Annotated in this window: 10 protein-coding genes; 8 read left to right on the top strand and 2 right to left on the bottom strand. The window is 36.4% G+C overall.

Features of this window, described 5'->3' with window-relative positions:
• Positions 1-101: 101 nt before the first annotated feature.
• From AA089_RS15295 to msrA, 8 genes are all read left to right on the top strand, one after another.
• A complete protein-coding gene (locus tag AA089_RS15295) occupies positions 102-1,643 on the top strand; it encodes an MFS transporter (RefSeq protein ID WP_046757849.1) in 1,542 nt (513 codons plus the stop codon).
• Positions 1,636-2,292 carry a beta-phosphoglucomutase gene (gene pgmB, locus AA089_RS15290; protein WP_046757848.1) on the top strand — a complete coding sequence of 219 codons (657 nt, stop codon included), beginning with the start codon at positions 1,636-1,638 and terminating at the stop codon, positions 2,290-2,292. Before AA089_RS15295 ends, pgmB begins: the two co-directional genes overlap by 8 nt.
• A gap of 77 nt (positions 2,293-2,369) precedes the next feature.
• A complete protein-coding gene (locus AA089_RS15285; protein WP_046757847.1) occupies positions 2,370-4,676 on the top strand; it encodes a glycoside hydrolase family 65 protein in 2,307 nt (768 codons plus the stop codon).
• Positions 4,677-4,921: 245 nt separating this feature from the next.
• Positions 4,922-6,877, top strand: coding sequence for a glycoside hydrolase family 13 protein (locus AA089_RS15280; protein WP_046757846.1), 1,956 nt, complete (start codon positions 4,922-4,924; stop codon positions 6,875-6,877).
• A gap of 363 nt (positions 6,878-7,240) precedes the next feature.
• Positions 7,241-9,304, top strand: a complete 2,064-nt coding sequence (locus tag AA089_RS24285) for an alpha/beta hydrolase (RefSeq protein ID WP_082113295.1) — start codon at positions 7,241-7,243, stop codon at positions 9,302-9,304.
• Positions 9,305-9,307: 3 nt separating this feature from the next.
• A complete protein-coding gene (locus AA089_RS15265; protein WP_046757845.1) occupies positions 9,308-11,698 on the top strand; it encodes a TIM-barrel domain-containing protein in 2,391 nt (796 codons plus the stop codon).
• 42 nt (positions 11,699-11,740) lie between these two features.
• Positions 11,741-13,177, top strand: a complete 1,437-nt coding sequence (locus AA089_RS15260; protein WP_046757844.1) for an alpha-amylase family glycosyl hydrolase — start codon at positions 11,741-11,743, stop codon at positions 13,175-13,177.
• A gap of 1,210 nt (positions 13,178-14,387) precedes the next feature.
• Entirely contained in the window at positions 14,388-14,927 is a 540-nt protein-coding gene (gene msrA, locus AA089_RS15255) for a peptide-methionine (S)-S-oxide reductase MsrA (protein WP_046757843.1), read from the top strand.
• Between the two features lie 194 nt (positions 14,928-15,121).
• On the opposite strand, the gene AA089_RS15250 is transcribed toward msrA, so the two are convergent.
• A complete protein-coding gene (locus tag AA089_RS15250; protein WP_046757842.1) occupies positions 15,122-15,547 on the bottom strand; it encodes a thiol-disulfide oxidoreductase DCC family protein in 426 nt (141 codons plus the stop codon).
• A complete protein-coding gene (locus tag AA089_RS15245) occupies positions 15,537-17,078 on the bottom strand; it encodes a hypothetical protein (RefSeq protein WP_053002473.1) in 1,542 nt (513 codons plus the stop codon). Before AA089_RS15245 ends, AA089_RS15250 begins: the two co-directional genes overlap by 11 nt.
• Between the last annotated feature and the right edge of the window lie 12 nt (positions 17,079-17,090).

Genomic DNA, 17,090 nt, shown 5'->3' with positions numbered 1-17,090 from the left:
GCATAAAATCAAGACTTATATTTTTATCTCTCAAATTAAAAGTAAGTTTTGATAAGTCATAGCGCTTATCGTACATAGTTATTAACTAATACATTACGATAATGGAAAAGCGTAAGTTAAGTTTCTGGGAAATTTGGAACATGAGTTTCGGATTCTTAGGAATACAAATGGGTTTTGCACTCCAAAATGCCAACGTCAGTAGAATTTTTCAAACACTAGGAGCCGAAATAGATGATATACCGATTCTGTGGGTTGCTGCTCCATTAACAGGTTTAATTGTACAACCTATCATTGGATATTTCAGTGATCGTACTTGGCATCCAAAATTGGGACGACGCAGACCTTATTTCTTAGTAGGCGCAATTTTAGCATCGTTAGCTTTGATCATAATGCCCAACTCACCAGTATTGTGGTTTGCCGCAGGAATGTTGTGGATTATGGATGCTTCAATAAACATTTCTATGGAGCCTTTTAGAGCTTTTGTAGGAGACAATCTACCTGATGAGCAACGTACAAAAGGTTTTGCTATGCAAAGTTTTTTCATTGGAATTGGAGCTTACGTGGCTTCTAAACTTCCAAATATCCTTACATATTTGGGAGTTGCCAATACTGCACCCGAAGGAATCATTCCAGATTCAGTAAAATATTCTTTTTACATTGGTGGAGCTGCTTTTCTCTTTGCAGTACTTTGGACTATAGTTTTTTCTAAAGAATATACTCCTGAAGAAATGGAAGCTTTTGAAGCAGCCGATGAAAAAAATAATAATTTCGCTAAAGAAGCTCGTTCCGAATCGTGGTTTGCTGCCAATGGAAAATCACACCTTACCAAAGGATGCATTGCAGTTATTATCGGATTAATTACTACATATTTAATCTATCATTTTGAGCTCAAAAAAGATTTATACGTATTAACATTAGGATTGATAACACTTGGTGGAATTGCTTTGATCATTTCAGGATTAATGCAACAAAATAAAAATACAGACAACGGATTCATTACCATTGTAAATGATTTTCAATCCATGCCCAAAATGATGAAACAATTGGCTTGGGTTCAATTTTTCTCATGGTTTGCATTATTCTCAATGTGGATTTACATGACACCAGCAATAACAGAATACATTTATGGTACTACAGATGCAACGTCAGAAGCATACAATACTGGCGCAAATCAAGTAGGAGAAATGTTTGCCAATTACAATTTAATTGCCGCAATCGTAGCCTTTTTATTACCTGTATTAGCCAAAGCTACAAGTAGAAAATTTACACACTTTTTAGCATTAGTTGCAGGTGGTTTCGGATTGATCTCTATTTTCTTTATTACCGAACCTTCAACATTTATGGTGGAATGGTTACCAATGATCGGAGTAGGAATTGCATGGGCAAGTATTCTATCTATTCCATATGCAATGCTTTCAGGATCGTTACCTGCATCAAAAATGGGGTACTACATGGGCGTTTTTAACTTCTTTATTGTAATTCCACAATTAGTTGCCGCTTCCATCTTAGGATTTATGGTATCGTACTTTTTTCAAAATCAACCAGTATATGCATTACTCGTTGGTGGTGCTTCTATGATTCTAGCTGGCTTACTTTCATTAGCCGTAAATGATAAAACTTCAACAGAACTTATTAATGAATAAAAAAGGATTTATATTTGATTTAGATGGTGTCATAGTTGATACTGCAAAATACCATTACTTGGCATGGAAAGCTCTTGCCAATGAACTAGGTTTTGACATCACACTAGAACAAAATGAACAACTCAAAGGTGTCAGTAGAGTACGTTCTCTTGAAATTATTTTAGGATGGGGAAATACAACGCTATCACAAGAGCAGTTCACAACATACATGGCAGAGAAAAACGATAAATATTTATCGCATATTGCACAAATGGACGCTGGAGAAATTCTTCCTGATGTCCCAAAAATACTAAACTATTTACAAGAAACACAGCAAGGAATTGCGCTTGGTTCAGCCAGCAAAAACGCTCGTAAAATTCTACAAAAAGTAGGTCTATTCGAAGTTTTTCATGGTATTGTTGACGGAAACGATGTCAGCAAAGCAAAACCCGATCCAGAAGTATTCCTCATTGCTGCACAACAATTAAACAAAGTCCCAACGGATTGTATTGTATTTGAAGATTCAGTCGCTGGCGTCACAGCCGCAAATACGGCAGGCATGATTTCTATAGGAATTGGTTTCAAAGAAACACTCGGCCATGCAGACTACGTTTTCAATGATTTTACAGAAATACAAACCAGTTTTATAAACGAATTAATAAATAGATAGCTTGGAATCAGATCGCTTCTCTCAAAAAGCCTACAAGCGAAGCGACCTAATACCTAACAGCTAATACCTAAAGAAAAATGAATCAGAATTATATACAACCAGACAACTGGTCCATCATCGAAGAAGGATTTGACACCGAAAGTGTAAAATCTTCTGAAAGCCTATTCAGTATCGGAAACGGTGCTATGGGACAGCGAGCTAATTTTGAAGAATACTACTCTGGACCAACATTTCAGGGAAGCTACATTGCAGGAGTGTATTATCCTGACAAAACAAAAGTTGGATGGTGGAAAAACGGCTATCCAGAATATTTCGCAAAAGTATTAAATGCACCAAGCTGGATCGGAATCAATGTACGTATCAACGACGAACCACTAGACTTATTCAAATGTAAAAAAGTGGAAAAATTCCGTCGCGAACTCAACATGAAAGAAGGTTGGTATGCACGTTCATTTACCGCTACATTACAAAACGATATCGAAATTGAAGTCACTTCAAAACGATTCTTAAGCTTAGATATTGATGAAGTTGGAGCCATCGCATACAGCGTAAAACCAATCAACAATGATGCGACCATAAAATATACACCATACTTAGATTCAGGCATCAAAAATGAAGATGCCAACTGGGAAGAAAAATTCTGGGAAACTATCCAAGTAAAAGAAGAAAACAATCAAGCTTTTATTGTTGCCAAAACATTAAAAACAGACTTCTATGCATGTACATTCATGCAAACCGAAATCAAACTTGATGACAAAAAACTCGACATACCAACGAATGTCTCTCAAAAATCAACAGACATTTCGTTTCACTATACACAAAACGTAAAAGCAAATCAAACACTTACCATTCATAAATTTGGTGGCTACACTGTTTGTACAAATCACGATAAATACAATCTTATTGATGCCGCTAAAAAAGCATTGCAAAATGCAACTACACTAGGATTTGATGCCTTGCTGGAAAATCAAAAAGAAGCATGGGCAAAAATCTGGGAAATGGCAGACATTACCATTGAAGGTGATGTAAAAGCGCAACAAGGAATTCGCTTCAATATCTTTCAACTAAACCAAACGTATCTTGGAAAAGATTCACGCCTCAACATTGGTCCAAAAGGATTCACAGGCGAAAAATATGGTGGAAGTACGTATTGGGATACAGAAGCCTATTGCATTCCGTTCTACATGACCACAAAAGATCAGCAAGTAGCGCGAAACCTATTACAATACCGTTACAATCACTTAGAAAAAGCGATCGAAAACGCAAAAAAACTTGGGTTCAACAATGGCGCTGCATTATATCCAATGGTAACCATGAACGGCGAAGAATGCCACAACGAGTGGGAAATTACCTTTGAAGAAATTCACAGAAATGGCGCCATCGCATTCGCAATTTACAACTACACACGTTACACAGGCGATTACAGCTACATTCCAGAAATGGGACTCGAAGTCATGATCGGAATTGCACGTTTTTGGCATCAAAGAGCAACATTCTCTACCGCTAAAAACAAATATGTAATTCTTGGCGTTACAGGTCCAAACGAATACGAAAACAACGTAAACAACAATTGGTACACAAACTACATTGCACAATGGTGTATCAAATTTGCGCAAGAACACATCGAAAAAGTAAAATCAGAATACAACACTGATTATGAGCGAATCATGCAAAAAGTACGCCTATCCGATCAAGAAATCTCTTCGTGGATGGAAGTTGCCGAAAACATGTATTATCCGTACAGCGAACAATACGGAGTGTACTTACAGCAAGATGGTTTCTTAGACAAAGATTTAGTAAGTGTTGCCGATTTAGACACATCACAGCGACCAATAAATCAAAAATGGAGTTGGGATCGCATTCTACGTTCGCCATACATCAAACAAGCCGATACCTTACAAGGTTTCTACTTCTTTGAAGATCATTTCACAAAAGAACAACTCGAAAAACACTTCGATTTCTACGAACCATTTACCGTGCACGAATCGTCACTTTCACCTTGTGTACACAGCATTCAAGCGGCAAAACTGGACAAAATGGACATGGCGTATACCTTCTATCTCCGAACTTCCCGTTTAGACTTAGACGATTACAACAAAGAAGTGGAAGAAGGTTTGCACATTACCTCCATGGCAGGAACTTGGATGAGCATCGTTGAAGGATTTGGTGGTATGCGTATGAAAAACGACACACTTTCGTTTGAACCGCGAATTCCATGGCAATGGAAAGGCTATTCATTCAAAGTAAACTTTAGAAATCACATACTCAAAATAAACGTTACGCAAGACGGAACTTCTTTTGAACTCGAAAAAGGAGACGATTTAGTCATTCTTGTCGATGGTAAAAAAGTAGCCGTTTCGCCAAACAATTTTGTTACAGTTTGACTGTAAATGATTTGGAGCTATTTCCTGCTTTCCGTTGTATCTCCCGAGAAAATCGGGAGGATGCCACTGCAATCAGGGCTAGAAATTGAGTAGTGAGAATTGAGATATTAGTATTGAGATTAGCAACAATGTCAAATAAAACGTCACTTCGAGTGATTTTCGTAATAAAATGAAGAAAATTGTATCGAGAAGCAAGCACATCTCAATACTCAATACTAAAACCTAAATACTAAAAAGCAAATCAGATGAAAAAAGCAATCGTATTCATACTACTAATCTGTTTCTTCTCTTGTAAAAAAACTGAAGACCCAACATCTGATGCAGCACAAAAAACAACAGAAGTTACAGAAACAAAAAACGATATTGAACGTGTAGAACCACCGTATTGGTGGACAGGTTTCAAAAATACCAAACTGCAACTCTTAGTCAAACATCCAAACATTGCAAACGCAACACCAACAATTGCAGACAAAAGTATCAACATCGAAAAAGTACAAAAAGGCGAAAGTCCAAACTACTTATTCATCGATCTAAACATTGGAAAAGCAACCCCAGGGAAATTCAATATCGAATTTAAACTTCAAAACGACAAAACACTCACACAAACCTACGAACTCAAAACACGTGAAAAAGTCGCAAAAGACTATATTGGTTTTGACAGTTCAGACGTTTTATACCTCATAACTCCTGACCGGTTTGCCAATGGAGACACCTCAAACGACATTCCATTAAAAAAATCTGGTGTTACCGAAATAGGCGAAAAAGTAACACTGCTGAGAGAAGCAACCATCAATCGAAAAGATGATTATGGACGTCACGGTGGCGATATCACAGGAATTACAAATCACTTAAACTATATAGACGATTTAGGTTTTACGGCAATTTGGTCGTGTCCATTACTTACAAACGACATGCCGCGCAGTTCCTATCACGGATACGCCATTACAGATTACTACGAAGTTGATCCACGTTTTGGAACTTTTGACGAATATCGAAATCTAGCCGATGAAGCTCGAAAAAAAGGAATCAAACTTATTATGGATCAAGTGGCAAACCATTGCGGATTGCAACATTGGTGGATGAAAGACTTACCATTCAGCGATTGGGTAAACAATCAAAAGGAATTTGAAAATGGCGAAAAATTGAACTTTTCAAATCACAGACGTACGTCAAATCAAGATACCTATGCTTCAAAAAGTGACAAGGAAGGTATGGCAAACGGCTGGTTTGTAAGTGCAATGCCCGATCTAAATCAACGAAATCCATACATGGCAACCTACATCATCCAAAACAGTATTTGGTGGATTGAAGCTTTAGGACTTGGTGGCATTCGACAAGATACATATCCGTATCCTGATAAAGAATTTATGAGCAATTGGGCAGGCGCTATCATGACAGAATATCCAAATTTTTCTATCGTTGGCGAAGAATGGAGTTACAATCCGTTACTCATTGGCTATTGGCAAACTGGCGCAAACAACAAAGATGGATACGAAAGTAATCTACGTTCAAGTATGGATTTTGCCATGCAACGAAACATCGTCAGCGCCTTAAACGAAGAAGAATCTTGGGACAACGGTTTGGTAAAAATGTATGAAGGTTTGGCAAATGATTTTCAGTATGCAAATCCGAAAGACATTATGATATTTCCAGACAATCATGACATGAGTCGCATCTTTACACAACTCAATGGAGATATTCCGAATACTAAAATGGCACTGAGTTACCAATTGGTATTACCAAGAATTCCACAACTCTATTACGGAACAGAAATATTAATGAACGATTTTGAAAAACCTGGCGATCATGGACTAATTCGTACAGATTTCCCAGGCGGTTGGAAAGATGATACCATAAATGCATTTACAGGCGAAGGGTTAAGTGTGCAGCAAAAAGATATGCAAGATTTTCTCAAAAAACTATTAAATTATCGCAAAACGAGCAAAGCAATTCATGAAGGACAAACAACACATTTTGCACCATTCATGGGAACGTATTTCTTATTCAGAACGCTTGGCGATGAAACAGTTGTACATATCATCAACAAAAATGAAAAACCTATTACCATTGATCTCAAACGCTATGCAGAAATGAATCTAACAGGAAAAACGTTGAGAAATGTTATCACAGGAAAAACGTTTACTTGGAATGAAGATATTGAGTTCACAGAAAAAGGAAGCATCATACTAACAACGAAGTAAGTAATAAGTACTGAGAAATGAGATGTTAGTATTGAGATCGAACAACAATGTCATTCCTGCGTAAGCAGGAATCCACAAAAATAAAAATAGATTCTGCATCAAGTGCGGAATGACAAGGCCAAACAAAATGTCACGTCGAGTGATTTTAGATACAGTAGTGAGAATTGAGATATTTGTATTGAGATCGAGCAACAATGTCATTCCTGCAAAGGCAGGAATCCACAAAACAAAAATAGATTCCGCATCAAGTGCGGAATGACAAGGTCAAACAAAATGTCACATCGAGCGCAGTCGAGATGCAAATAGAAACAAAAATATAGTAAACAAATAGTTTTCCGCCTGTGCGGAAATGACAAAAATATCATGAAAACAAAACTCGCAATCATACTCATCTCTTTAGTTCTCCTTTCCTGTAAAGGACAGCAAAAAGATGATCGAACCGATGGTAAAAAATCAGTCACAATGATTGTGAACAATTTACCAGCCGATCACGATTATACCAAAGATATCTACATTTCAGGAGATTTTGAAGGTTGGTCTGGCGGAAGAGACGAATTAAAACTTGAGAAGAAAGACAAAACATATCAAATTACACTTCCAAATCATAAAGAAACCATTCTGTTCAAATTTACATTGGGAACTTGGGAAAGTGTTGAGCTAGACGCGAAACGACAAAATGTTGAAAATAGAAGCTACACATTTAAGGAAACTCCTGAAACCATCAACATTTCTATTGGTGCGTGGACACATGGAAATAGTAACGAAACCGTGTCTACCAAACAACCCAATGTAGAAACATTTGCGGAAGCCTTTGAAATTCCGCAACTCAATACTACCCGAAAAATTCAAGTGTACTTGCCGCCAAACTATACAAAATCGGATAAAACCTATCCTGTATTATACATGCATGACGGACAAAATGTATTTGATAAAGCCACGTCGTATTCAGGCGAATGGGAAGTCGATGAAACGATGAACCGATTGCATGATATCAATGGTTTAGACATCATTATTGTTGCTATTGACAATAGTGAAAAGCGCATGCAAGAATACACACCTTGGAAACATGAAAAATATGGTATTCCACAAGGAAAAGAATACATTGACTTTATTGCAAACACTTTAAAACCTGCTATTGACAAGAAATATAAAACAAAACCAGACGCCAAAAACACAGGAATCATGGGAAGTTCTATGGGCGGACTCATTTCACATTACGCCGCTTTTGAACATCCAACTGTATTTGGAAAAGCAGGTATCTTTTCACCTTCGTTTTGGTTTTCTAACGAAATTATTCCGTTTACTGAGAACAATCTGGCGGAAGCCAACAACTCTAAACTTTACTACCTCATGGGTGGAAAAGAAGGAGAAAATATGGTTCAAAACTTAGAAAAAGTTACAAACGCTATACAAACAAACGGTTTTCCAAAAGACAATTTCTATGTACAAATCACACCAAGTGGAACACATAGCGAAGTATTTTGGCGAAGTGAATTCAAAAAAGCAATCCTTTGGTTATTTGCAGAAGACGTAGAAATTAAAACAAATAAAAAACCGATTGCCAAAGAAGTCAAAACAGCAAAACTGGCAAGCGGAAAACTGATGCGTGTTGCAGACTTTCCGTCAAACTATATTCGTTCTCGAAATGTTGATGTTTGGTTGCCTGAAAACTATTCAAAAGACAAAAAATACAGTGTATTGTACATGCACGACGGACAAAATTTGTTTGATGCCACAACTACTTGGAACAGTCAAGAATGGCAAGTAGACGAAGTAGCTTCACAACTCATGAAAGAAGGAAAAGTGCAAGATTTCATTGTTGTGGCACCGTACAACATTCCTGAAATTCGTTGGCAAAACTACTTTCCTGAAAAAGCATTTGGGTATTTAAATGAAGAAACAAGAAACGAACTCATAACGGAAGCTAAAAAGAACAATTTCGATATGATTTTTAGTGCTGATAATTATCTAAAATTCCTTACGGAAGAACTAAAACCGTATATTGACAACACGTATTCCGTAAAAACAAATCGCGAACATACATTTGTCGCAGGTTCTAGTATGGGCGGACTCATTTCAATGTATGCCATGTGTGAATATCCTGAAATTTTCAGTGCGGCGGCGTGTATTTCTACACATTGGGTTGGCATTATGCCAATGGAAAACAATCCGATTCCTGATACATTTTTTGCCTATATGAGTGACAATTTGCCATCGCCAAAAACGCATCGTTTTTATTTTGATTACGGAAACAAAACCTTAGATCAATACTATCCGCAATATGCCAAAATTGTGGATACTATCTTTAAGAAAAAAGGATATACAGACGAAAATTATCAAAATTTATTCTTTGAAGGCGCAAATCATTCTGAAAATGCTTGGCAAAAACGATTGCACATTCCATTTACATTTTTACTTAAAAAGTAACACATGAAACTATTTAAAATATTCATCCTATTCAGTCTTTTTTGGCAAATTTCAGTTGCTCAAAACTACCAACGTGAAGTTTCAAGCACGACGTATGATAAAACAACCGCATCATTGAAGATTCAAGTTACTGATGGCACTTACATTTTAAAGGCATATTCGGATGAAATCATAGAAACTACATTTATCCCGAAAGGAGAAGCCGAACAAAATAACTCGCATGCCGTTGTCATGGAATCTTCGTTACCAAATACCGAATTTTGGGAAAACAAGCAGGAAATTGTATTCAATACCACAGGAATTACCGCAACTATTCGTGTTATGCCATTCCAAATTTCATACAGTTACAAAGGAAAACCGATCATTTCTGAGAAAAATGGCTATCAAAAAGTTGAAGGTGGCGAAGCAATTGATTTCAATTTAACGAAAGATGAAATTCTATTTGGCGGTGGCGCACGCGCGTTGGGCATGAATCGTCGTGGAAATCGCTTGAAACTCTACAACAGAGCGCATTACGGATACGAAACACGTTCAGAATTGATGAATTTTACGTTGCCAATTGTAATTTCTTCCAACCAATACATGATTCATTTTGACAATGCGCCGATTGGATATTTGGATTTAGATAGTAAAAAAGACAATACGCTTACCTACGAAACCATTTCGGGACGCAAAACTTATCAAGTAATTGTGGGCGATTCTTGGAACGATCTTGTTGACAATTATACGGATTTAACAGGAAAACAACCTTTGCCGCCACGTTGGGCATTTGGAAACTTTTCAAGCCGATTTGGCTACCATTCGCAAGCAGAAACGGAAGCTACTATCAAAGCATTTAAGGATGAAAAAATTCCTGTAGATGCGATTATTTTAGATTTGTATTGGTTTGGGAAAGACATCAAAGGCACAATGGGAAATTTGCAAGTCTATAAAGATTCATTTCCTGACGCCAAACAGATGATTCAAAACTTAAACGATCAAGGTGTGAAAACTGTGTTTATTACAGAGCCGTTTGTTTTAACAACTTCCAAACGTTGGCACGAAGCTTCAAACTTGGGCATTTTAGCAAAAGATTCTGTTGGAAATCCGTTTAAATTCGATTTCTATTTTGGAAATACAGGATTGATCGATATTTACAATCCGAAAGGCGAAGAATGGTTTTGGTCAATTTATAAAGAACTAGCAGAATTAGGCATTGCAGGCGTTTGGGGCGATTTGGGAGAACCAGAAGTGCATCCTGAAAAATTACTTCATCACACAGGAACAGCCAACGAAAAACATAATATTTACGGACACGATTGGGCGCGATTGGTCTACGAAGGTTACGCGAAAGATTTTCCAACTGTGCGACCGTTTATTTTGATGCGTGCTGGCTATTCTGGTTCGCAACGGTATGGACTCATTCCTTGGTCGGGCGATGTAAACAGAACTTGGGGCGGATTGCAATCGCAGACAGAAATTGCCATGCAAATGGCGATGCAAGGTTTAAGCTATATGCATTCTGATTTGGGTGGTTTTGCTGGCGCGAATTTGGACGATAATTTGTACATCCGTTGGTTACAATACGGCGTTTTTCAACCAATTTACAGACCACATGCACAAGAAGAAGTGCCTAGCGAACCTGTATTTCGTTCGCCACGAGCGAAAAAATTAGCCAAACAAGCTATTGAATTGCGTTATCAATTATTACCGTACAATTATACCATTGCGTTTGAAAACAATCAAAAAGGAACACCGTTAATGCGTCCGTTATTTTTTGAAGAATCTGACAACAAAGCATTGTACACAAACGCTTCAACCTATTTGTGGGGACACGATTTCTTAGTGACGCCCATTGTAAAAGACAGCGTAAAAATGAAAGAAGTCTACTTTCCAAAAGGTACCAATTGGTACAATTTTTATACGGATGAAAAAGTTGCTGGTGGACAAACCAAAGTGGTAGATATCAAAGAAGCGTCGATTCCTACGTATGTGCGTGCTGGCGCGTTTATTCCGATGGCAACACCAATGTTAACAACGGCAAATTACGATCAAAATACATTTGAACTACATTATTATCACGATGAAAGCATTACCGAAAGTGAACGTATGTTGTATATGGATGATGGCGAAACCAAAAATGCTTTTGAAAAAGGAATGTATGAAATACTAGAGTTTGAAAGTGAAGTTAAAAAAACGAAGTTAAACATTGAGCTTGAAGCTGAAATTGGTACAAATTATTCTTCGCAGGCAAAGGAAATTACGATGGTAATTCACAACATACCTAAAAAACCTAGAAAAGTAAAATTTCGCGGAAAACGAATCAAATTTGATTGGAATTCAGACACACAAATGCTAAAATTTAAAGTACGCTGGAACACTAAAAAAGAACGAGAAATTACCATTAAATTATAAAATCAAACCCAAACTAATATATTATTTATAAACTAACATAGAATGAAAAATCTAACTTTATTTGTACTCACAACACTTTTGTTTTTTTCGTGTGAAACGAAGAAAAAGGAAGCTGAAAAAACACCTGAAACGCAAGAAAAGCAAATTGCTGCTGTTTCTCCTGACATGATGGAAAGCGCCGTGATTTATGAAGCTAATATTCGTCAATATTCAAAAGAAGGTTCGTTTGATGCGTTTACGAAAGACATTCCACAATTGAAACAATTGGGCGTAAAAGTAATTTGGTTAATGCCAATCTTTCCAATTTCAGAAACCAAGCGTAAAGCGACAGGTGGAGAATTTGCTAGCGAAATTGAAGATCCCGAAGAACGCAAAAAGTACTTAGGAAGTTACTACGCTGTTTCAGATTTTACAAAGATAAATCCTGAATTTGGAACGATTGAAGATTTCCGTGAGTTGGTAAAAACAGCACATGATAATGACATTTATGTAATTTTGGATTGGGTTCCAAATCATACAGGTTGGGATCATACTTGGTTGAAAACAAATCCTGAATTCTACACAAAAAATGCGAAAGGCGAAATTACCGATCCGTTAAACGAAGATGGAACGCCCGTTGGTTGGGCAGATGTTGCCGATTTAAATTATGACAATAAAGAATTGCGCAAAGCGATGGTGAAAGACATGAAATATTGGTTGACAGAAGAAGGTGTTGATGGTTTTCGTTGTGATGTTGCTGGTTCAGTTCCAACAGATTTTTGGGTAGAAGCTGTGCCACAATTGCGCGCTACCAAAGATATTTTTATGCTGGCTGAAGCTTGGGAACCTGAATTGTTGAAAGACAATTTATTTGACATGGCTTACGGTTGGGATACACACCATCGTATGAATCATATTGCGAAAGGCGAAGAAACCGTTGCAGATTGGGACAAACGTATGAAACAGATTGATTCGTTGTATGAAAGTGATGATATTTTAATGAATTTTGTAACCAATCATGATGAAAATTCTTGGAATGGAACTATTGAAGAACGCTTGGGCAAAGGTGCTGAAGCATTTACTGCATTAGCATACACAGCACCAGGAATGCCATTGATATATTCTGGACAGGAATATGATATGAAACATCGTTTGAAGTTTTTTGAGAAAGACGAAATTCCGAAGGAAAAAGGTGCTATGTGGCCTCTTTTAGAAAAGTTAGGAACGTTAAAAAATACACATGTAGCGTTGCATGGTGGAAAAAATGCGGCTTCGTATACAAAACTAACAAGCAGTGTTGCTGATAAGGTATTAGCCTTTAAACGTGAAAAGGATGGTAAGTCAGTATATTATATTGGAAATCTTTCAAAAGATCCTGTAATTACAAAAATTGATCTTACCGGAAGTTTTACAAATTATATGAATGACGACATGATCATGTTTAGAGAAGGACAAGATGTTGCATTACAACCTTGGCAGTATTTTATTTTGGTAAATTAGACCGTTTCACTATTGGATTTTAGAGCGCTTCGCTTTTAGAAGTTAGATTATTTGTGATCATTGAGAAACATAAACGTTATAGCTTTTACAGGTTCAGATACCGAAATCAAAAGAAAAAAAAAGTTGTAATGACATCGTACGTCTACCTAAAGAAATAATGAACAAACAGGCAGAATTGATTTTTTGTTGAAGCCTGTGCTAAACTTGGTTCAGTATTGCATCAAGCTCTATGGTTGTTGGCACGCATTAAAAACTCGCGCTAACAGAAGTAACTATTTTATAAAAGAAACGTCATTCTGAACTTGATTCAAAATCTTATTGTATTTATATTCATATGATGAGAAAACGAATCAAGTTCGATTTGACGAAAAGAATTGACTTCATTGTAAATTGAAGATTCCTTCCTGCGAAGGAATTAGTTCAACTAACGGTTTTGTGGGCGTCTTCGACTTTGCAAAATTTTACGAGTTAGACACGTAATTCAGGAATTCTAAAATAGATCTCGTAGAAAATAAAAGATTCCGTCCTACGACGGAATTAATTCAACTATTACTTTTGAATACGTCTTTCGACTTCTCTAAAAATTGCTTTAAAGAAAAAGCAGTTACTCTTTAAATTTAGAAATTAATATTAAAATATTCCTTCCTGCGAAGGAATTAGTTCAACTAACGGTTTTGTGGGCGTCTTCGACTTCACAAAACCGAGTTTCACTAAATCAAAAAGAGCCTCCTTGCGGAAGCTCTTTTCTTTTACCAAAAATTGGTTATACTTATTTGGGGTCTTAGGGTAATAAGGGAAATAATTTATAACCAATAAATTACTTTAACCATGAAAAAAAGTTAAGTCCAAATATACTATTCTCTGATATATAAAACCCTATATATTAGACAATAACTACCAAACCTTCGACGAATGAATGTTTTTTATAGACCAATGAAATCAAAATTGTCAAACTTATGTCAAGCTACTTGATTTTGTTAGGCTTAGACTACAAAAAACAACATTATTTTGTGACGATACTGACAGTATTTTTGTATCTATTTAGATGCTTTTTTTTAAAATAAGCCTAAAAAAACACAAAAATTAACTCCTATAAGGTTTTGTATGTATTACGACTAATACAATCGAAAAAGCATTTTTATACGATATAAAATAATCTGTTTTATGCGTATCTTTGCCATGCTATAAAAAAGAACAAAAGCGTACATTTATGAAAGATAAAAATATACAAACAGCAACTATTGGTGGCGGATGTTTTTGGTGTACAGAAGCCGTTTTTCAAGAGGTAAAAGGAGTAGAAACTGTAGTTTCAGGATATACTGGCGGAACCGTTCCTGGAAAACCTACGTATAGAGAAATTTGTTCAGGACTTACAGGTCATGCAGAAGTGATTCAATTGACATTTGACGCTGATGTGGTTTCGTTTGAAGAACTTTTAATCATGTTTATGGCGACACACGATCCTACTACGTTAAATCGTCAAGGAGCAGATGTGGGCACACAATATCGTTCGGCAATTTTTTATCATACGGACGAACAACGTAAGATTGCGGAAGTTGTATTGCAGCAAATGGCTGATTATTATGATGCGCCTATTGTTACCGAAATTACGCCGTTAGAAACGTTTTATGAAGCGGAAGCGGAACATCAAAATTATTATAGAGAAAACCAGCAACAAGGCTATTGCAGTTATGTGATTACGCCAAAATTAACGAAGTTACGACAGTTATTTGCGGATAAGTTGAAGTAGGTTTTGAAATAGAATTAAGAGTCAAGAGTATAGAATCAAGACGATTTAGTGTAAAATTTGATCTTTTAGCTTCCAAAGGAACTAGTATAAAGGTTCATGAGTTGAAGAGTTTATGATGTATTGAATTGCTAGTAGTTTCAAATACATAAATCAACAAAAACAAATAAACAGATTCTATAGAGATACTTATTAGTTTACTCCAAAAAGAAAGCTCTTTCCGTTGGTGTAAGCAAGCGACATTGTTCAACTTTTCCCATAATTTTATATCTGTATGTTGCGATTATATCATAAAATACATTGCTTATGAATGATGGAATTATCGTAAAGTAACCCGCAAACCGATACGGACTTTCTACGTGTTTTAGAATTCCTAAGAAAGCTTTTGCTTTTTGATGCACAATGCCTTTTTCTACAAGAATAATGGTATCTAAGTTGATTTCAAGTTTCAATTTTGCCATGAGTTGCTGTCCTGTTTCTGATTGAAACGATACAAAACGTACTTCTTTTGAAGGGTTTTGGTTAAGGATGAACTGAATCGAAGCATCACAAAATCCGCAAACACCATCAAAAATGATAATGATGTGAGCCTCGATCAATTCATCTAATTTTTTAGTAGTCATAACTTAGTTTTTTTAAGAAGTATGATCCTGTAAATAATCCTATCGTTAACACTGCCATGATTCCTGTGTAACTGAATGATGTGTGTACTGCACCGAAGTAGTCAGTTACTGAAACTAGGTTGATGTTGCTGTAAATGAGGAAGAAAAATACAATTTCGAATAGTTTTTTCGATTTTGTCAGTGTTCCAAAAAATACAGACAATAGAATGATAAATAATGCTCCAAGTACTATGTTTAGTAGCGTATGAAAGTCTAGTTCTACAATGTATCGTACGAGTAACGGCGCTGCAATGAATAGTGCAATGAAAACGCCTGCAATGATTCTTGAGATAAATAAACGCTGCACAGGTTGGTACGATGAAGCTGTGAAATAGTGTGTTCGGAACGCGATATCTTTAGTCACCAAATCTGACCAAACACCCACTTGTAAAAACCATAGCAATGGCAACATGTAATGATGTGCAAATGTGATTGGAACAAATATCATTGCTACCATTAAACCAAAGGAAATTCCCCAAAGCCATTTTGGACTTTTACGTACAAGCATTAGTATTTCTGCACCAATTAATGGCGATAGTTGCGAAGAAAATTCGGGAGTTTCTGTGATGTTTCCAAGTTGGAAATCGGCACTTTTTCCGTTAGTTTTTTGCTTCGGCTTTAGTTGCGTTGTTAATCGTTCTTTGATGTTAAATCTATGAAAGAATAGTGAACTTGCTATAGCTAAGAGAAATGCAAATCCTACCCAAAATAAACGATTGAGCATGTATGCGGTTGTAAATGAAATACTTTCCACAGTAACCACTTTGTCTATGTTTCTTCCTCCTGAGATGAAACCAATAGCCAATTCGGTGTTTTCGCCAACGTGCATTGCCTGAATTTGGTTGCTCACAACGGCAGTTGGATATTGCATTCCAAATACATCAAAAAGACCTTGTTTTTCTGGCGAAGATGCAAAGAGTATCATGAAGAATCCTACTAAAAAGATTCCGTATTGAAGGATTGTTTTTTTAGGCAATAGTATTTCTAGCAATAGCGAAAAACTAGCTACTACAAATAGTGTTGGTATGGTAATAATCGTATACGGCAATACAAAATCGGAAAGCTGAAAACGTTGTCCATTCCCGTAAAGGAATGATAATATAACACTTACTATTCCCACAATAACCAATATGGAGAATAGTATTAAAAAATTACTCAATAATTTTGTGATAATGTATGCCGTATTCGATATGCGTGTCGTTCCTATGATGTGTCCAATTCGTGTTTCAATATCTCTTCGGATGCTTCCATTGATGAGGAAAAAACCAACCAATGATAGGATGGTGCTTGACATGATTGCCGTAACAAAACCGATCCAAGCCGTGTTGTAATCTCCTGTAAATGAACCCAATCTGATTGTAGTATAGTTGGCTTCTGGCGATGGTACAAAGCTAAACGCAATGTATACACTTAGTGCTACAGTGATGAGAAACGAATAGCTTCGTACATACTGTAAATAATTTCCTTTGATGATATTTTTGAATTGAAACATGGTAGTAACGTA

It is taken from the genome of Kordia jejudonensis (assembly GCF_001005315.1).
Lineage (GTDB): Bacteria > Bacteroidota > Bacteroidia > Flavobacteriales > Flavobacteriaceae > Kordia > Kordia jejudonensis.
This window is presented reverse-complemented; position numbering and strand designations above follow the sequence as displayed.